Source organism: Asanoa sp. WMMD1127 (assembly GCF_029626225.1).
GTDB lineage: Bacteria > Actinomycetota > Actinomycetes > Mycobacteriales > Micromonosporaceae > Asanoa.
Genome location: NZ_JARUBP010000001.1, coordinates 2,976,756 through 2,994,811 on the forward strand (window position 1 = coordinate 2,976,756; position 18,056 = coordinate 2,994,811).

Consider the following 18,056-nt stretch of genomic DNA (forward strand, 5'->3'; position numbering starts at 1 on the left):
GACCTGTCAGAACGGCGCGGAGCGCCGCCGCCGGAACACCGCCAGCGCCAGCGGCAGCACCGCGCAGGCCGCCCACGCCACCGCGAGCGCGAGCGGGTCCGGGAGGACCGGCATCGCCAACGGCCACGCGTCGTCCAGGAAGACGGGAGTGGCCAGCCCGGCGACCGCCCAGGCCGCGACGGCGAGCAGCGGACCCGCGACCACGCCGAACACGACGGGCCACAGGTCGACCCGGCGGGCGGCGGCGCGCAGCGCGGGCGCGGCGATGCCCTGCGCCCGCAGCACCCGGCCGCGGGCCGACCGGGCCGCCCGCTCGGTCGCCGCGACCAGGGCGAGGCCGAGCAGCACGAGCAACACCGCGAAGCCGCCGGTGACGAGCTCGTAGCGGGCGGCCAGGGCGGCGCCGGAGCGGTCGGCGTGGTCGGCCAGCTCGCCCACCGCGTGGGTGGCCAGCACGGTCAGGCCCGCCTCGGCCAGCCGGCGGTCGGCGTCGGCCGGCGCGTCGGGGCCGATCCAGACCTGCGGGGCGCCGCCGGCCAACATCGGCGCCGCCCGGTCGAGATAGTCCAGGTCGACGAGCAGACCCGAGGCGCCGACACCGGGCAGCGTCGACTCGGCGCCGACCGCGGTCGCCGGCGCCGGGCGGGTGCGCCCGGGCGACACGACCGCCCAACCGGTGTCGGTCTCGCGGGCGATGGCCGAGGTGGTCCGCAGGATCGGCAGCACCTCGGGGACGTCGGCCACCACCAGCCGTTGCGGCGCGTTGCCGGCGGCCATCTCGACGGTGAGGCCGGCCGCACCGGCGGTCAGCCTCGGGGCGGTCACGGTGGCGTTGTCCTCGGTCGACGCCCGCCAGCGCGCCGGGTCGGCCAGCACCTCGCCGCCGGCGACCACCTGGTCCGGCCCGAGCTGGCCGACCTCGTGCACGGTCAGCCGCATCGTCGCCGGCACCCGCTCGATCTCGACGGCGACGAGCCGGCATCCGGTGCGGCACGACGGCAGGTTGCCGGTGTAGCGGTGCCGTCCGAACTGGACGTCGCCGAGGGCCACCGTGCGCTCGCCCTCACCGGGCGGCTGCACGACGGCCCACAGCTCGGGCTCGGCACCCTCCCGGTATGTGTCCCGCGCGGGATCCCAGGTGGGCATCTCCATGGTCGCGTCGACCTGGATCCGGTTGCCGGTCACCAGCACGGACGGTGCGACCGGCGGGCGGAGCCGGCCGAGCGCGTCGGCGGGCAGGGAGCCGGGCGGTGCGACCGTCACGAGCCGTTCCGTGTCGACCGCGGCCGTCGGCGGGCCCGAACCGGTCGCGGGAATGAGGACCGCGGCCATCGCCCAGCGGCCGTCCGGGTCGGCCGCGCGTACCGCTGACCGCAGGGTGCCGCCGCTGACCAGGTTGACGTCGAACACCCGGTCGGCGCCGAGCTCGATGCCGGCCCGCCGCGCCCGGGCGGCATCGCCCGCGTCGACCGCGAGGACCGTGAAGCAGAGCAGGGCCGCGCCGAGCACGGCCAGCGTGACCGCGCGCCGGGGCGCCGCGCGGCGGGACAGCTCGATGCCCGCCAGCGCGCCGGGCAGCCGGCCGGCGGTCAGGGCGCGCCGGCCGGACCGGCGGGCGGCGGGCGCGAGCAGGCGGCCGGCGAGCAGCGCGCCGGCCAGGATGACCAGGACCGGCGCGAGGGTGGCGGGCCCGCCTTCGACGGGTGCGGCCCCGCTGCGTGCCTCGACGACCGTGAACGCCGCCAACGCGACCACCATCGCGTCGACGGTCACCGACCGCCACGCCCCGCCCGGGCGCGTCACCTTGCGCAGCAGGTCGATGGCCCGGCCGGTGACCACGGCGCGGTAGGCGAGCGCAACCGCCAGCACCGCGCCGGCGACCGCCACGAGCGCGAAGCGCCACGCGCCGAGACCGAGGTCGACGTCGCCGCCGGGCACCGCGTACGCGCCGACGAACTGGCCGGCCAACCAGCCCAGGGGCGCGCCGGCCACCACGGCCACCGCGTCCGGGCCGGCGGCCAGCCACCAGCGGTGCGGCACCGGCAGGCCGCGCACCGCCACCTGGCCCAGCTCGGTGCGCCGCTGCTCGGCACCGGAGGCGGCGGCCAGGAAGATCACGAACCAGCACAGCGGGACGACCGCCACGGCCAGCCAGGGGACCAGCGAGCCCACCGCCGACCGGCTGGCCTGGATCCGCGCGATCAGCTGGTCGGTGCCGAAGACGAAGCTCGCGTCGAACTCGGACGCCTTGGCCCGCAACCCGTCCAGCTCGGCCGGGTACCCGTCGACCCAGTCGACGGTCAGCCGGGCCGGGTCGGCGACCAGGTCGTAGGACATCGCCTCGGGTGCCTCGGCCGGGTCGACGGTGAAGAGCCCGGCGGTGGCCCGCGACGTGTAGACCGGCTCGACGCCGACCTGCCCGTTGGTCGCGTTGCGGATCACCTGCGGGTCGGTGAACAGCCCGGGCGGGAACGGCGGCACCGGGCCCCAGTAGGCGGCGATCGGGTCGACCGGCCGGTAGACCCCGACGATCGAGAGCGGCACCGCGTCGCCGAGCCGGACGAGCATGTTGGCGCCTTCGACCGGCTGGAAGACGGACTGGCGGAACGAGACCGCGTCGCCGACCCGGACGCCCAGCTGGTCCGCGCTGTGCGCGCCGATCATCACCTCGCCCCGGCCGGCGGGGCACCGACCGGCGTCCAACGTCACGTGTTCGCAGACGCCGTCGCGGTAGGCCAGCTTCCAAGCGATCTCGGGCGTACGCGGTGCGATGTCGAAGGAGGCGCCGAAGACGACGTCGAAGCCCGGGGTGGCGAACGTGTTGCCGCCGAGCCGCTCGAACGCGTCGCCGGCCGCCGCGGCGTCGGTGTCATTCGGGGGCGCGAAGCTCAACAACCGCTCCTGCGGTGTGGCGGCGGCCACCTCGTTCTCCACGATGGACCGCTGCGCGGCCGCCGTGTAGGCCGGCCCCGCCACCGCCGCGGCCACCGGCAGCATGCCGAGCAGCAACAGCACGCCGGTGCGCCCGCGGGCCGCCCGGAGCAGGTCGACGATCACGGCGATCATGTCGGCTCCCCACCGCCGCGGCGCGGCCGGCCCGATGCCAGCGCCACGACCAGGGCGAAGACCAGAGCGGCAGCGGCCGCGGCGAGCAACAGCGGACCGGGTCGCACCGCGGCCGGTGCCGGCAGCACGTCCCAGCCGTCGGGGAAGGCCGACAGCGGCGCCGCCAGCACGGTGCGGGCGGGCAGCGCGGCGAGCACACCCGCGACCAGCGCGACGGCGGCCACGATCAGGTAGCCGCCGAACAGCGCCCGTCGCGCGGTGCGGGTGGTCAGTCCCTGCCGGCGCAGCGCGGCGAGCTCGCCGGTGCGCGGGCGGCGCTCGACCGCCACGATGACGCCGAGCGCGCCGGCCGAGAGCAGCACCATCAGTGCGGCGGCGAACAGCTGGAAGCGGATGGTCGAGGGCGGGGCCTGCTGCGCGTAGCGCTCGGTCAGCTTCGCGATGGTGCCGCCGCCGAAGGTCGCCACGCCGTGCGCGGCGAGCCGGTCGGCCAGGTCGGCGGGCGCCGCGCCGGTCGCCCACACCTGGAGGGACTCGCCACCGCCGAGGTCGGCGGCCATCAGGTCGGCGGTCTCCAGGTCGACCAGCACCGCGTCGCGACCGACGAGGGGCAGCGTGCGGGCGGCACCGGCGACGTCGACCGGAACCGCGCTGCCCGGGAAGGCGATCACGTGCGGGTCGGAGGCGGCGAACTCGTTGGTCCGGGTGCCGGCGGCGACGGCGGGCAGCCGGTCCGGGTTGTCGTCGACGAAGACGAGCGGGTCGCTGCCGGCCGGCGGCCCCGGCGTGACCACGAGGCCGTCGGGCGTCACGGACACCGTCGCGGGCGCCGGACCGGCGCCGACGCCGGTGCGCCAGCGGGACCGGTCGGCGAACGCCGCGGTGTCGATGCCTCCGCCGGCGCCGCGCAACGCGGCGAACAGCACCGCGTCCGGGGCCGGATATTCCGGCGGCGTCGACCCGGCGGCCGGGGGTTCGGCCACCACGCCCGTGCCGGTGACCCCGAACGAGACGAGCCGGCAGCCCTCGGCGCAGCCCGGTGCTTCGCGCTCGTAGTCCCTGGTGGCGCCGGCCACCGTGCCGAAGTCGACGGTGACGGTCGAACCGTCGGTGGCCTGGAAGGTGGCTTCGACGGTGGCGCTGCCGCGCTGGGCGGCGGCGGTCAGGGTCAGGTCGGCGCCGGTCACGGTCAGCGGCGCGGGTGCGGCCGGGCGCAACCGGGCGGCCACCGCCGCGGCGTCGGCGCCGCCGTAGTCACCGCGCCATCGGGCGACGGCGGCCAACCGCGTCGCGTCGACCGCCAGCACGCCGAGGCGGGGGGAGGCGACGACGGCCATCGCGAACCGGCCCTCCGGGTCGACCGCCCGGGTCGCCGCGAGCAGCTTGGCCCGGCTCGGCGCGGTCACCATCAGTACCCGGTCGGCGCCCACCTCGGTGGCCGCCCGCTCCTGCCCGGACCGGTGACTGGTGTCCGATGTGGTCACCGCGACGCAGAACAGGGTGACCGCCGCGGTCAGCAGTGCCGTCAGCCGGGGCACGGCCGGGCGGCGGGCGAGCTCGGTGGCCGTGAACGCGAGGCCGAGCCGGCCCGCCCGCAGCGCCCGCCGGGCCACCTGCGCCGCCACCGGCGGGACCACCCGGGCCAGCACCACGCCCAGCGCGAGGGCGAGCAGTGCCGGGGCGAGCAGGGCGAGCCAGGTGCTCTGCTGCACGGCCCCCTCGGCCTGGGCCGGTTCGCGGCTGGCATAGGACCAGGCCTCGTAGGCACCGGCGAGGGCGAGGATGACCAGCACGCCCTCGACCGCGCCGTAGCGCCAGCCCGTGTGCCGGGGCGGCACCGCGCGCATCAGCAGGGCCACGGGCGCGGCCAGGGCCCGGCGCTCGGCGATCGCGGCGGCCGCGATGGCGCCGACCACCGTGACCGTCGCGGCCGCGACCGAGAGGAGGTCGGTGGTCGCGGGTGACGTCTTCGCGATGCCCGCCCCGGCCCGCAGTGGGATGACCGCGAGCAGGCCGACCAGCCCGCCGGCGAGCATCGGCACCGCGCTCTGGCCCAGGGTCAGCGCGAGCATCCGGGCCCGGCCGGCGCCGCGCAGCTTGAGCAGGCCGATGTCGCGGTGGCGTTCGAGCGCGCCGTGGCGCACCGCCAGGAACAGCGCGATCCAGCAGAACGCGAGCAGCTCGACCAGGCTGATCGGCACCGCGTACACGATGTCGAGCTGGCTGTTGTAGATGGTCACCGCGAGCACCCGCAGCGCCGTCTCCGGCTCGTAGCCCCGCGCGCCGAGCACCGGGGTGGCCCGGACGATCTGGTCGCGCACCGCCAGGGGAGCCGTGTGGGCGAACAGCTCGCGGCCGCCCACCGCGTCGACGATCAGCGTGCTGGTCTGTGGCCGGGCGGCCACGATGGTCTCGGGTGTGGTGAGCAGCGGCCCGGGCTGCTGGCCGCCGGAGTCGAGCAGGCGGGCGCCGGCCCAGTAGTCGGCGTAGGGATCGGCGATCCGGTAGACCGCGGTGACGGTGACGGGAGTCTTCTCGTAGCCGGGCGTGTAGGCGAGCGTGCCGCCGGGCTCGACGGCGAACTGCCGGGCGGTGGCCTCGTCGACCGCCACCTCGCCGGGCCGGCTCGGGCAGGCGCCGTCGAGGACGACCTGCTCGCAGAACCCGGTGCGGTGGACGAGCAGCACGTTGGTGCTCCGGCCGCCGCGCACGATCGAGCCGTTGACCAGGAAGGTGCCGTGGATGCTCAGCGCCGGGAGGCCGAGCGTCTCGTCGACGTCGCGCTCGGCCTGGCTGACCGCGTCGGGTCGCAGGTCGCGCTGGTCGACCGCGCGCCGCATGGTCACCGATCGGGAGCTGACCGGCGCCGCCTCCGCGGCCGCGGAGGCCAGGTCGCGGGTGGTCGCGGCGATGTATTGCGGCGCGGCGGCCGCGGCGCCGGCGGAGAGCACGGTCAGCAGGAACAGCGTGACCGCCGGGGCACGCCGGCTGGCCAGCGCACGCAGGATCAGCCCGAACATCCCCGCTCCTGTCCCCAGCCCGGCGGCGGCGCGCGGGCACCTTTGGTGGACGCCGCCACCGTGCGCAGAGGTTGTCACACTCGCGGAACTTGCGCGGGCCCCCCAGGATGGCTGCATGGAACTCGTCCGAAAATGGTTCGCCCGTGTTGGCGCCGTCCTGACCACCGTGAGCCTCGCGGTCTTCGTCCCCGCGGTCGCCTGGGCCAGCACCTCCGGCGGCTACGAGGTGATCGAGGCGGCCCGCCGCGGTCGCCGGGGCGGCGTCGGCTTCTTCGGTGTCGCCGGTCTGCTCTGCTGCCTCGTCGTGGTCGGCGGCATCGTGCTGGCGGTCGTGCTGGTCAGCCGCAACCGCAAGCGCCGTTAGCCGGCTAGCTAGCCAGCGCCGTGGCCGCCGCGCGGGAGAACTCCGCCGCGGCGTCCTCGGGGCTGTATTTCTCCGTCGCCACCGTCGCGGCCGCCGCGGCCAGCAGCTCGCGCAGGCGGGCGTGGCCCGGCGGTGGCGGCGCCGGCGACGGGCCGATCCGGTCGGCCATCGCGTTCTCGAACTCGTGGGCCGTGCGGGCCGCCCCCTCGGCCAGGTCGGCGCCGTTGGTCTCGCGCAGCTCGAGGTTGGGCGCGAAGCCCCGGTCGTCGCCGAGCAGCCGGGCGGCCTGCGGGTCGTTGACCAGGAAGTCGATGACGTCGGCGACGGCCGCGGGGTCGCGCGTGCCGCGGTAGCCGGCCCAGTAGTAACTCGCCCGCGCCCACTGCGCGCGGGCGTCGCCCGGGCAGGCAACCAGCGCCAGATCGTCGTCGTCGACGTGCTGCTGCCAGGCCGCCAGCTGGCCCGACCGGCCGAACGCGGCCACGGCCGTGCCCTGCGTCAGGGCGCGTTCGCCCGTCGGCTTGCCGGGCCCGGAGATGGCGTCGTCCCAGCGCGCCTCCTGCCACATGGCGAACCAGCGGGCGGTGTCGCCCGCCGCGAAGCCCGGAGCGCCCGCCCGGTAGAGCTCCTTGCCCTGCGCCCGCAGCCACATCCAGTAGGCGTCCAGGTCACCGGAGGCGTCGGCCAGGCCGGCGACGTCGCCGCCGCTGCGCCGGTCGACGTCGGCGGCCCAGGCGAACAGCTGCGGATAGGTCATGCCGTTCTTCGGCTCGGCCACGCCGAGCTGCTTCACCCGGCTCCGGTTGTAGATCATCGCGGCCGTCTCGGCGCCCGAGGCCACCGCGACCACCTTGCCGCCGACCGTGCCGTAGTTGGCCAGCCCTGGCGGGAACGTGGTCACGTCGATCCGGTTCTCGGCGACCGGCGCGGTCAGGTCGAGCAGCAGCCCGCGGCCCGCGTAGTCGACCAGCCGGCTGTCGTCGATCTGGAACAGGTCAGGCGCGTTGCCGCCGACGGCCTGGGTCGACAGCCGGTCGTAGTAGCCGGACGCGCCCTGCCAAGTGATCTTGAAGGTGGTGCCCGGGTGCCGGGTCGTGTAGAGCTTGAGCGCCGCCTCGGTGCGCTCCGCCCGGCCCTCGTCGCCCCACCAGAACACCGACAGCGTCACCGGACCGGTGGACTCGTCCGTCCGGCCCCCCGAGCAGCCGGCGACCAGCAGCGTGGCGGCGACGAGCAGGGCCATCGCCCGCCGGCGCGGCAGAGCCAGCTCGATCCGCCTGCGCACGCACCCCTCCTCGCGCGTAAGTTACTGGATCGTCAACTAGACAGCCCGTACCGACGGGGTGTCAACCGCCCGTGATCTACTGAATCCGTGGAGCTGGTGCACCAGGGCAAGGTCCGTGACGTCTACGCCGACGGCGACGAACTCGTGCTGGTCGCGTCGGACCGGCTGTCCATCTACGACGTCATCCTGCCCACCCCGATCCCCGACAAGGGCGCGATCCTCACCCGGCTCTCGCTGTGGTGGTTCGACCAGCTCGCGGGCATCGTGCCCAACCACGTGATCTCGGCGACCGACGTGCCGGCCGAGTTCGCCGGGCGGGCGATCCGGGTCCGCCGCCTCGACATGCTGCCGGTCGAGTGCGTCGCCCGGGGCTACCTCACCGGCGGGGGCAAGCAGGAGTACGACCGCACGGGCACCGTCTCCGGCGTCGCGCTCGAGCCGGGCCTGGTCGAGGCGGCCAAGCTGCCCGAGCCGGTGTTCACGCCGTCGACGAAGGCCCCGGCCGGCGCGCACGACGAGCCGATCTCCTTCGACCGGGTGATCGCCGAGGTCGGCCAGGAGACGGCCGAGGCGATCCGGGACATCACGCTGGCGGTCTACACGCGCGGCGCGGAGCTCGCGGCCGAGCGGGGCGTGCTGATCGCCGACACCAAGATCGAGATCGGCCGGGCGCCGGACGGCGCGCTGGTGCTGGCCGACGAGGTGCTCACCCCGGACTCGTCGCGGTTCTGGCCGGCCGACGACTACCAGCCCGGGCGGGTGCAGTTCTCGTTCGACAAGCAGTTCGTCCGCGACTGGGCGACCGACGCCGGCTGGGACAAGAAGTCACCGCCGCCCCCGGTGCCGGACGACGTCGTCGCGGTCACCCGGGCCCGCTACATCGACATCTACGAACGGCTCACCGGCGAGTCCTGGTAGGTCGCTCGTCACTCCCAGTCCAGCGTGCGGGCTACGGCCTTGCGCCACTGGGTCCACTCCCGCTCGCGCCGCGCCTGGTCGACGGCGGGCTGCCACTCCTGGTCGGGCTGCCAGTGGGCGCGCAGCGCGTCGAGGTCGGGCCAGAAACCTACGGCCAGGCCGGCCGCGTACGCCGCGCCGAGGCACGTGGTCTCGGTGACCCGAGGGCGCACCACCGGCAGGTCGAGCACGTCGGACAGGCACTGCATGAGCAGGTTGTTGACCGTCATCCCGCCGTCGACCCGCAGGCGGCGCAGGGCCACGTCGGTGTCGGCGTCCATCGCCTCGACCACCTCGCGGGTCTGCCAGGCGCTCGCCTCCAGGGCGGCCCGGGCCAGGTGCGCCTTGGTGATGTAGCCGGTCAGCCCGGCGATCACGCCCCGCGCGTCGCCACGCCAGTGCGGCGCGAAGAGGCCCGAGAAGGCCGGGACGATGTAGCAGCCGCCGTTGTCGTCGACCGACGCCGCCAGCGCCTCGATCTCGTCGGCGCTGCCGATCAGGCCCAGGTTGTCGCGCAGCCACTGCACCAGCGCGCCGGTGACGGCGATGGCGCCTTCCAGGGCGTACGCCGGTGGGTTGTCCCCGACCTGGTAGCCGACCGTGGTGAGTAGCCCGTGGCGCGACACCACCGGGGTCGCGCCGGTGTTGACGAGCAGGAAGCTGCCGGTGCCGTAGGTGCACTTGCCCTCGCCCGGCTGGAAGCAGGCCTGGCCGAACAGTGCCGCCTGCTGGTCGCCGAGCGCGCCGGCCACCGGGACGCCGTCGACCCGCCCACCCCGGGCCGGGCCGTAGACCTCCGCGGACGGCCGGATCTCGGGCAGCATCGCGGCCGGGATGCCCAGCGCGTCGAGCAGGTCGGGGCTCCAGTCGAGGGTGCGCAGGTCCATCAGGAGGGTGCGGCCGGCGTTGGTCACGTCGGTGACGTGCCGGCCGGTGAGGTTCCAGATCAGCCAGCTGTCGACGGTGCCGAACAGCACCTCGCCGCGCTGCGCTCGAGCCCGCAGCCCGTCGACGTTGTCGAGCAGCCAGCGCAGCTTCGGCCCCGCGAAGTAGGTGGCCAGGGGCAGCCCGGTGATCTTCTTGATGTCGGCTTCGCGGTCGGCCAGCGTACGCAGGATCGGTTCGGTCCGGGTGTCCTGCCACACGATCGCGTGATGCACGGGCTCGCCGGTGGCCCGGTCCCAGACGACGGTGGTCTCGCGCTGGTTGGTGATGCCGAGCGCGGCGATGTCGTAACCGGCCACCGCCTCGTCCACCACGGCCCGCACGTTGGCCCAGATCTCGGCCGCGTCGTGCTCGACCCACCCGGGCCGGGGATAACGCTGGCGGTGCTCACGCCGGGCGACGGCGGCGATGCCCCCGTCGGCGTCGAAGACGATGCACCGGGACGAGGTGGTGCCTTGATCGATCGCGGCGACGTAGGGCATGCCGGCCATTGTGCCGGGCTCCCGAGCGCCCGAATAGGATCGAATTCGTGCGCGAGATCGCGGTCTTCAGCGGTGGGGCCCATCCGGAACTGGCCGCCGACATCTGTGAACACCTGGGCGTGCCGCTGCGGCCGACCCGGATCTCCCGGTTCGCCAACGACTGCCTGGAGGTGCAGCTCCAGGCCAACTGCCGGGAGCGCGACGTCTTCCTCATCCAGCCGATCGTCGCGCCGACCCAGGAGAACCTGGTCGAGCTGCTCTTCATGATCGACGCGGCCCGCGGCGCCTCGGCCGGGCGGATCACGGTGGTGCTGCCGCACTTCGCGTACGCCCGATCGGACAAGAAGGACGCTCCCCGCATCTCGATCGGCGCCCGCCTCGTCGCGGACCTTCTCGTCTCGGCCGGCGCCCACCGCGTCCTGGCGATGACCCTGCACTCACCGCAGGTGCACGGCTTCTTCAGCGTCCCCGTCGACCACCTGCACGCGCTGCGCGAGCTCGCGGCCCACTTCCGCGGCGAGGACCTGCGCGAGACGGTCGTGGTCTCGCCGGACCTCGGCAACGCGAAGGAGGCGGCGGCGTTCGCCCGCATGCTGGGCACCCCGGTGGCCGCAGGCGCCAAACAACGCTTCCAGGACCAGGTCCGCATCAGCGCGGTCATCGGCGACGTCACCGACCGCGACGTGATCGTCCTGGACGACGAGATCGCCAAAGGCAGCACGGTCATCGAGCTCGTCGACCACCTCCACCAGCTCAAGGCCCGCTCGATCCGCCTGGTCTGCACCCACGGCCTCTTCGCCGACGACGCCTTGGACCGCCTGGCGGCCCTGGAGGGCGTCCGCGAGATCGTCTGCACCAACACGGTCCCGATCCCGGTGGAGAAACGCATCCCGCAGCTCACGGTCCTGTCGGTGGCGCCGGCCCTCGCCGAAGCCATGCGCCGCATCCACAACGGAGAGTCGGTCAGCGCCCTGTTCGCTTAGTCGGGCACCTCTTCGTCGTCCGAGGCAGGCAGACCCCGACGGCTCATCAAGCTCTTCAGCTGCGCCTTGGTGAGGGTCTCGGAAGGAAGCAACCACGGTGCTTCCTTGCGCAGTTTCGAGACCAGACTCTCCCACATGAGCATGGTTTCGGGCCGGTCGTAGGCCTGTACTGCCCGACCGAGGTGTTCTGTCGCCTTCGCGATCAAGTTGGCCATCGTCTGGAGTTCCCGCGGATCTTCGGTCTCGAGGAACTTCTCCGAGGCTTTGAGTGCTTCCAGGCCCGTCAGCACGGCCATCGAGACGCGGAAGACCATGCACGTGGCGTAGAGCGCAGCAGGGTTCTCCACTTCGTGGTTGATATCCGGACGGCTGAACGAAGTGCGCGGGGAGTGGGCCTCGATCGCAATCTTGACCCGCGGGTCAAACAGGCTTTCCAAGCAATTCCGGAGGCTGTCCTGGCCCGCCTGGATAAGGCTCGCCGCCGTTTCTCCTTCCTGGCCGACCCATGCTTCCAAGCCGTCCGAGAATCGGCTGTAAGCCTGGATCATTTTCTCGACGCCATAGCGGAGAAAGCCTTCTGGCGGTTCATCGTCGTCCGGCGGATCCTCCGACCACGCGTATTCGAGCAGCCGAAGTGCCTCCAGTTCCTGCGCCAGTTGTTCCTTCCGTTCCTCAGCCAGCGGGTTCCTCGCGAGATAGTTGCTGAAGGCCGACTCGCTCATGCCCAGAGCCGTACGGATCTCCTTCAGGGAGACGCCGCGGGCGCGAGCCTCGTGGACCAGCTCCCGCTCGATCACTCTGGCGTGTGCGGCAACGGATCGCGCGGCTTTGATCATCTCGGTCATGCGTTCCTGACCATCGAGCGGAGCGCCGCCATTGGTCAACCTCCGTGTCGTGCTGAGCGAGAACCGAGAGATCGTCCGACGCACTTCGAACGTCTCGTTGTCAACGGTGAACACCCAGCCAGGTTCCGTGCACGGGACGCCTGGCCACTGGTCTGCGTCGTCTGTTCGCACAGGGCTCATCGTATTCACGGCGGCAAGCGCCGAGTCGTGACCGCACTTCACGAGGCGTGAATCCAACTTCACACACCGGGGGGCGGTCGTGTTCGTGACCCACCCGCCGGTATGGGAAAACGGATGTAGCCCGCCGCCTTCACGACAGGGCGGCGATGAGGGGAAGGGTCGGGTGACGTTCTGTGCCTCCAACGCGCAATTCGGCCGATGCGGACCGCGCTGTAGGGCAGGATCCGGGTCAGCTTGTTTTCAAGACTGCCGCCGGCGCGATCATCGGTGTTCTGCTGACCCTCTTGGGGGTCGCGGCTTTTCCGGCGTCCGTCGGGCCGGTGGCCGTCGTGGCAATTACTACGATCGGAGCTGTCGCGGGAGCTGCGATTGGAGCGCTGCGCACAATTCGGATTCGAAAGTCCGCGGGCCGAAGCCGGGACGGTTCGGCCGACGACCATTAGCGCAATGCGGCCGCGGCGGCCGAGCGGACGGCACGCGTCAATAGTCCGAGGACCGTGGAGTCGAGCTTCCAGTGTTGCCAGTAGAGCGGCACGTCGAGGTGGTGGGCCCCGGCCAGGCGGACCACGCGGCCTGCGGCCAGGTCGGGCTCGGCGAGTTGTTCCGGCATCAGGCCCCAGCCGACGCCCAGGCGGATGGCTTCCGTGAAGCCCCACGCCGACGGGACGTAGTGGGTTGGCGGGTCCGGCGGGCGCGGCGTCAACAGGCGCAGGAAGCGGTGTTGCAGCCGGTCCTTCCGGTCGAGGACCAGCATCGGGGCCGCCGCGAACTCGGTCGCGGTGCCGCCCGACGGGAACCAGCGCTCGGCGACCGCCGGCGCGGCCGTGGCGACGTAGCGCATCGCGCCCAGGCGTTCCGCGCGACACCCCTGCACCGCCTCGCGTTGGGCGGTGACCGCGGCCATCACCGCCCCGTCCCGCAACAGCTCCGCGGTGTGGTCCTGGTCGTCCTCGCGTACGTCGAACAGGATCCGGTCCCCGGCGCCGACCAGCGCGGGCAGGAACCAGGTGGCCAGCGAGTCGGCGTTGACCACGATCGCGGCGCGGGACCACGGTGCGTCGGGTCGGCCCGCCGCGGCCAGGGCCTCGCGTTCCAGGACCGCGATCTGGCCCGCGAGCCGGAGCAGCGGGCGGCCGGCCGTCGTGGCGCGGCAGGGTTTGGCCCGGCGCAGCACCACCTGGCCCACCGCCTGCTCCAGCGCCTTGATCCGTTGGCTGACCGCGGACGGGGTGACGTGCAGGACCCGCGCCGCGGCCTCGAAGCTGCCCTCGTCGACCACCGCGGCGAACGTCGCGAGTTGCGTCGAGTCCAGCGCCATGATGAGAAATTCTAAACAAGCATGAAAAACCTGAGCTGGAGTACGCCGCCCGCCCCACCTACCGTTTGGCCATGCTCACCTCCGTGCTCGCCGGCTTCGCCAACTCGATCGCGCTCATCGCGGCGATCGGGGCCCAGAACGCGTTCGTGCTGCGCCAGGGGCTGCGCCGCGAGCACGTGTGGGCGGTGGTGATCACCTGCGCCGTCTCCGACGCCTTGCTGATCGCGCTGGGCGTGGCCGGCCTCGGCACCGCGATCGCGGACCGGCCGGTGCTCCTGCAGGTCGCCAAGTGGTGCGGGGCCGCGTTCCTGCTGAGCTACGCGGTGCTGGCCGCGCGCCGGGCGCTGCGGCCCGCCGCGCTGCGGCCCGGTGCGGCCGGCCCGGCCACGCTGCGCGCCACCCTGGTCGCCTGCCTCGCCTTCACCTACCTCAACCCGCACGTCTACCTCGACACCGTGCTGCTGCTCGGCGCGGTCGCCAGCCAGCACGACTACCGCTGGGTCTTCGCGGCCGGCGCCGCGGCGGCGAGCGCGGTCTGGTTCGCCGCGCTGGGCGGCGGTGCGCGCAAGCTCGCGCCGGTGCTGGCCCGCCCGGCCGCCTGGCGCGTCCTCGACGGCACGGTCGCCGCCATCATGGTCGCGATCGCCGTCGGGCTGGTTCTCGCCTGACCTGGTGGGGTCCATCCGCGACGGTCCCTCCAACGGGACCGAGAATCCATGGGTTGCGCGCACGCGGTGTGCGACCCCACCCTCTTGACACACGGCACCATTCACGCAACACGATCGGGTGAGCCACCGATCGGTGGGGTGCACGACCGGGTGAGAGGGGGACGGCCATGGAGCGCGAGCCGGTTCCGGCGGTCGACGGACCGGGCGGAGAACAGTCGCGGCGGCCGGCCGCGGTCGCGGTGGAGACGGTGGTGCGCCTGCTGGCGCCGGACGCCACGGGCATCCCGGTGCGCTGCGGCCTGCACTACGACCCCGGCGATCCCTATGCGGTGCAGGTCCGCTTCTTCCTCGACCGCCGCCGTCGCGAGGCGGTCTGCTGGTCGTTCGCGCGCGAGCTGCTCGCGTCGGGCCTCGACGAGCCGAGTGGCCTGGGCGACGTGCGGATCTGGCCGTGGCGCACGACCTCCGGCGACGCGGTCGCGCTGGCCCTGAGCTCGCCCGACGGCCAGGCGCTGCTGGAGGCGCCGCGGTCGACGGTCGCGGCGTTCCTCGACGACACCTACGCGCAGGTGCCGCGCGGGCGCGAGTCGGATCGGCTCGACATCGACGCCGACGCGTGGCTGAGCGGGCAGCTACTACCTGAGCTACCCGAGCAGGCGGACCCCGATCACGATCAGGACGGCCGATAGTCCAGGGCGTCGCCCACCCCGGCGATCTCGATCACCCGGGCCACGTGCCCGTTCGCGCCGGTCAGCCGGAGCCAACCGCCGGCCTCCGCACAACGCCGGTCGCCGCGGACGAACACGGTCAGTCCCGCCGAGTCACAGAACCGCAGCGCGCCCAACTCCACCAGCAGCCGTGGTGTGCCGCCGGCCGCCAGCGCGGTGATCCGTTCCAACAGCTCCGGCGCGGTCGACATGTCGAGCTCGCCCGCGAGCCGCACCCGCACCAGATCGCCGGCCGGCTCGCTGAAGATCAGCAACGGCGCGCTGTCGGTCTCCTCGATCCGCGGGCCCCCGGCGGCCTGCCGGGGCGCCGGATCCATGCTCACTTCGCGCGCTCCGCACCACCGGACACCGCGCTTCCGACGCCGTCGCCCAGAGCGGTGGTGATGCGCACGGTGGTGCCGGTCGGGCCGGTGGTGACCTCCATGGTGTCGCTGAGCTGCTCGGCCAGCCACAACCCCCAACCGCCGGCCGTGCTCGGCGACGGCCGCTGGTGATTGTCGAGCCGCTGGGCCCCGATGCCGCCGCCACCGTCGGAGACCTCGCACACGAGCGCCGCCCCGGCGTGCCACAGCCGCAGCTGGCCGGCGCCACCGCCGTGCCGCACCGCGTTGGTGATCAGCTCGTTGACCGCGAGCACGAAATCGTCGAGGCGCTGCTCGCGCAGGCCGGCGGACTCGGCGCAGGCGGAGAGCGCATGCCGCAGCCCCGTCACCTCGCCCCGGGCGAACGTCTCAGCGAGCAGCAACCGGCCGGTGGCGGAAACGACCGCCTCCGGCCGAGGGTGCCCGTCGTCGGTCATGTGCCGCCTCGGAAGTGCGAGTTGGTGGCTCTTCATCACACTACGTCCTGCCGACCGGACCCGCATCCGCCCCAGCCAGGCCGGCCCTGGTGGCGCGCGTCGCAAGGGCGCGCCACGACGGCCGGGTCTGTGGGATCGTCGGGAGCGTGCCGGACAACCGGATGGCCCCCGGAGCGGACGGCCCGCTGGCCGCCCTGATCGACGCCGCGGTGGCGGTGTTGGCGGAGCGACTGGAGTGTTCACCGGGAGAGGCGAGGGAGCGGCTGCGCGCGCTCGCCGACGGCTCCGGCGTCTCCGAGACCGAGGCCGCCGCCGCCGTGCTCGACAGCGCGCGGGCCCCGGCCCCGAGCACCCCGGCACCGTTCGACCAGGTGCGCCGGATGGCCAGCGCCGCCGCCGCGGAGGCGGCCGCGATGGCCGCGCGGGCGCTGGCCGCGCCGGGCCGCGAACCCCTGGCCGACCTGGCCGGCGTTCTCCAGCAGCGGCTGGCGCACGAGGTGGGCGCCGACGCGGTCGCCGTGTACGCCGTCGAGCCCGACTCCTCCCTCCAGCTCGTGGGCGCGGCCGGCGTCCCACCGGCCGTGGTCGACGCCTGGAGCCGCGTGCCCGCGCACCCGCCCACGGAGGCCGGCTACGTCGCGCGTACCCGGGAGCCGTTGTTCCTGCCCGACCGCACCGCGACACCGCCGCACTACCTGTTGGTGGGCGGACCCGGCGCGGAGTGGCCGTCCCGCGCGGTGGTGCCCGTGGGAGGCGCGGCCGCCGCGGCCGTCGTGGTCGCGTTCTTCGTCAAGCAGCAGCAGTTCCCGCCGCCGGTCCGCGAGACGGTGAGCCAGGTCGTCGACACCGTCGCCGGCGAGATCACCGAGCGGCTGCGGGCCCACCCGCACCAGGCCGGCTGGATCACCGACGCGCAGGAGATGCTCGACGCGATGCCGGGCCAGGTCGGCGTCTCCGTGCCGATTCGGGACGCGGCGGGCGACATCGTCGACTGGGTGCTGGTCGCGGCCAGCCCCGAGGCCACCGACGTGGCCGGCCTGCGCGGGCGGGAGCTGGTCGGCAGCAGCATCGCCACCCGCTACCGCACCGTCGTCGGCACCGAGCTGTGGCACTCGCTGAGCCAGGTGCTGGAGTCCGGCCGGCCGCGGGAGGTGGGCCCGTTCACGTACACCCCGCAGGTGCCCGGCATCGAGACCGCCGTGTTCACCGTGCGGATCTCCCGGTTCGGCGGCGGCGTGCTGCTCACCTGGTCGCGGCACGACGAGGAGCGCCGGCTGGCCGCCCGGATCGCGCAGACCGAGCGGCTCGGCCGGCTCGGCTACGGCGAGTGGGACCTGAGCACCGGCACGGTCTACTGGTCCGAGGGCCTCTACGCGATCTTCCGGCGCGACCCGGAGAGCGGCCCGCCGACGCTCGAGGAGGCGGCCGGGCAGCTGCACCCGCAGGACGCGCCCCGGATCGCGCCGCGGCTGGCCCGGGTCTTCGAGGACGGCCAGTCCGCCGACCTGCACTACCGCATCCTGGTCGGCGGCGAGGAGCGGCATGTGCGCGCCCGGTTCGAGACCGTCCGCGACCGGACCGGCCGGGTGCTCAAGGTCTACGGCATCGTGCAGGACGTGTCGGCGCGAGAGGCCGCCGCGCGCGACCGGGCCCGGCTCGTCGACGTCGAGGCCGAGCTGGCCGACCGCCTGCGCAGCCAGCAGAACGAGCATCGGCTCGTGGTCGCGCTGCAGCAGATCATCCTGCCGATCCCGACCGGCGTGCTGCGCCTGCCCGGGCTCGACGTCGCGGTCCGCTACCTGCCGGCCGAGGTGACGAGCCGGGTCGGCGGCGACTGGTACGACGTGGTCGAGCTGCCCGACGGCCGCAGCCTGGTCGCGGTCGGCGACGTCGCGGGGCACGGCATCGCGGCGGCCGCCACCATGGCCCGGCTGCGGCACTCGGTGGCGGCCCTCGCGGTCACCAGCACCGAGCCCGGCGAGCTCCTGCGCTATCTCAACCGGATCGTGCACGACGACGCCGCGGAACCCACGGCGACCGTCGTGGTGGCACACTTCGACCCGGAGACGCGCCAGCTGACCTGGGCCCAGGCCGGCCACCCACCGCCGATCCTGGTCTCCGACGGCACCGCGTCGGCGCTCACCCGCCCGGCCGGGATGATCGTCGGCGCGCGGCCCGACAGCACGTACGACACCGTCACGACGACGCTGGCCGAGGGGGACACGGTGCTGCTCTACACCGACGGCCTGATCGAGCGCCGCGGCGGCTACGACAGCGACTGGCTCGGCCCGCTGCTGCGCACCGTCGCCGACACCGCCGCGCTGCCGATCGACCGGCTGATCGCGCGCCTGCAGCCGGCCAACCCCGGCGACGACACCTGCGTCGTCGCCCTGCGTCTGCGCCCATCGTGAGAACC

General features: G+C 74.0%; 14 protein-coding genes. 6 read left to right on the plus strand and 8 right to left on the minus strand.

Going from position 1 to position 18,056, the window contains the following annotated elements:
- Positions 1-6: 6 nt before the first annotated feature.
- The gene (locus tag O7635_RS14255) at positions 7-3,066 is read right to left on the minus strand and encodes a hypothetical protein (RefSeq protein WP_278080895.1); all 3,060 of its coding nucleotides are present in this window, start codon (positions 3,064-3,066) and stop codon (positions 7-9) included.
- Complete coding sequence (locus O7635_RS14260) at positions 3,063-6,086, minus strand: FtsX-like permease family protein (RefSeq protein ID WP_278080896.1); 3,024 nt, start codon at positions 6,084-6,086, stop codon at positions 3,063-3,065. The genes O7635_RS14255 and O7635_RS14260 overlap by 4 nt, the downstream gene beginning before the upstream one ends.
- Positions 6,087-6,201: 115 nt before the next feature.
- On the opposite strand from O7635_RS14260, the gene O7635_RS14265 reads away from it, so the two are divergent.
- Entirely contained in the window at positions 6,202-6,450 is a 249-nt protein-coding gene (locus O7635_RS14265) for a hypothetical protein (RefSeq protein WP_278080897.1), read from the plus strand.
- A 4-nt stretch (positions 6,451-6,454) separates the two neighbouring features.
- On the opposite strand, the gene O7635_RS14270 is transcribed toward O7635_RS14265, so the two are convergent.
- Positions 6,455-7,735, minus strand: a complete 1,281-nt coding sequence (locus O7635_RS14270) for an ABC transporter substrate-binding protein (protein ID WP_278080898.1) — start codon at positions 7,733-7,735, stop codon at positions 6,455-6,457.
- 87 nt (positions 7,736-7,822) lie between these two features.
- Here O7635_RS14270 and O7635_RS14275 point away from each other — a divergent pair, with 87 nt between their 5' ends.
- On the plus strand, positions 7,823-8,653 hold the full coding sequence (locus O7635_RS14275; RefSeq protein WP_278080899.1) for a phosphoribosylaminoimidazolesuccinocarboxamide synthase: 831 nt from the start codon (positions 7,823-7,825) through the stop codon (positions 8,651-8,653).
- Positions 8,654-8,661: 8 nt separating this feature from the next.
- Here the strand turns inward: O7635_RS14275 and glpK are convergent, their stop codons facing one another.
- Complete coding sequence (gene glpK / locus O7635_RS14280) at positions 8,662-10,119, minus strand: glycerol kinase GlpK (protein WP_278080900.1); 1,458 nt, start codon at positions 10,117-10,119, stop codon at positions 8,662-8,664.
- Between the two features lie 47 nt (positions 10,120-10,166).
- Between glpK and O7635_RS14285 the strand changes: the two genes are divergently transcribed.
- Complete coding sequence (locus O7635_RS14285) at positions 10,167-11,102, plus strand: ribose-phosphate pyrophosphokinase (protein WP_278080901.1); 936 nt, start codon at positions 10,167-10,169, stop codon at positions 11,100-11,102.
- Here the strand turns inward: O7635_RS14285 and O7635_RS14290 are convergent.
- Together O7635_RS14290 and O7635_RS14295 are read right to left on the minus strand one after the other, a co-directional pair.
- The gene (locus O7635_RS14290; RefSeq protein ID WP_278080902.1) at positions 11,099-12,061 is read right to left on the minus strand and encodes a hypothetical protein; all 963 of its coding nucleotides are present in this window, start codon (positions 12,059-12,061) and stop codon (positions 11,099-11,101) included. The two genes, O7635_RS14285 and O7635_RS14290, sit on opposite strands and share 4 nt — an antisense overlap.
- Before the next feature lie 505 nt (positions 12,062-12,566).
- Entirely contained in the window at positions 12,567-13,445 is an 879-nt protein-coding gene (locus O7635_RS14295; RefSeq protein ID WP_278080903.1) for a LysR family transcriptional regulator ArgP, read from the minus strand.
- Between the two features lie 71 nt (positions 13,446-13,516).
- Here O7635_RS14295 and O7635_RS14300 point away from each other — a divergent pair, with 71 nt between their 5' ends.
- Both O7635_RS14300 and O7635_RS14305 read left to right on the plus strand, forming a co-directional pair.
- Positions 13,517-14,113: a LysE family transporter gene (locus O7635_RS14300; RefSeq protein ID WP_278080904.1), complete on the plus strand. Its 597-nt coding sequence runs from the start codon at positions 13,517-13,519 to the stop codon at positions 14,111-14,113.
- 167 nt (positions 14,114-14,280) lie between these two features.
- A complete protein-coding gene (locus O7635_RS14305; protein WP_278080905.1) occupies positions 14,281-14,802 on the plus strand; it encodes an SsgA family sporulation/cell division regulator in 522 nt (173 codons plus the stop codon).
- Here the strand turns inward: O7635_RS14305 and O7635_RS14310 are convergent.
- Both O7635_RS14310 and O7635_RS14315 read right to left on the minus strand, forming a co-directional pair.
- Positions 14,787-15,158, minus strand: coding sequence for an STAS domain-containing protein (locus tag O7635_RS14310; RefSeq protein ID WP_278085477.1), 372 nt, complete (start codon positions 15,156-15,158; stop codon positions 14,787-14,789). The two genes, O7635_RS14305 and O7635_RS14310, sit on opposite strands and share 16 nt — an antisense overlap.
- Before the next feature lie 2 nt (positions 15,159-15,160).
- Positions 15,161-15,640 (minus strand): ATP-binding protein, encoded by a 480-nt coding sequence (locus tag O7635_RS14315; protein WP_278080906.1) that lies wholly within the window; start codon positions 15,638-15,640, stop codon positions 15,161-15,163.
- Between the two features lie 146 nt (positions 15,641-15,786).
- Here O7635_RS14315 and O7635_RS14320 point away from each other — a divergent pair, with 146 nt between their 5' ends.
- Complete coding sequence (locus tag O7635_RS14320) at positions 15,787-18,051, plus strand: SpoIIE family protein phosphatase (RefSeq protein ID WP_278080907.1); 2,265 nt, start codon at positions 15,787-15,789, stop codon at positions 18,049-18,051.
- The last annotated feature ends 5 nt before the right edge of the window (positions 18,052-18,056 follow it).

Coding starts and splice junctions, on each gene's coding strand:
- glpK (WP_278080900.1), bottom strand. CDS start 10,119: ATGCCCTACGTCGCCGCGATCGATCAAGGCACCACCTCGTCCCGGTGC.
- O7635_RS14315 (WP_278080906.1), bottom strand. CDS start 15,640: ATGACCGACGACGGGCACCCTCGGCCGGAGGCGGTCGTTTCCGCCACC.
- O7635_RS14305 (WP_278080905.1), top strand. CDS start 14,281: ATGGAGCGCGAGCCGGTTCCGGCGGTCGACGGACCGGGCGGAGAACAG.
- O7635_RS14310 (WP_278085477.1), bottom strand. CDS start 15,158: ATGGATCCGGCGCCCCGGCAGGCCGCCGGGGGCCCGCGGATCGAGGAG.
- O7635_RS14255 (WP_278080895.1), bottom strand. CDS start 3,066: ATGATCGCCGTGATCGTCGACCTGCTCCGGGCGGCCCGCGGGCGCACC.
- O7635_RS14300 (WP_278080904.1), top strand. CDS start 13,517: ATGCTCACCTCCGTGCTCGCCGGCTTCGCCAACTCGATCGCGCTCATC.
- O7635_RS14265 (WP_278080897.1), top strand. CDS start 6,202: ATGGAACTCGTCCGAAAATGGTTCGCCCGTGTTGGCGCCGTCCTGACC.
- O7635_RS14295 (WP_278080903.1), bottom strand. CDS start 13,445: ATGGCGCTGGACTCGACGCAACTCGCGACGTTCGCCGCGGTGGTCGAC.
- O7635_RS14260 (WP_278080896.1), bottom strand. CDS start 6,086: ATGTTCGGGCTGATCCTGCGTGCGCTGGCCAGCCGGCGTGCCCCGGCG.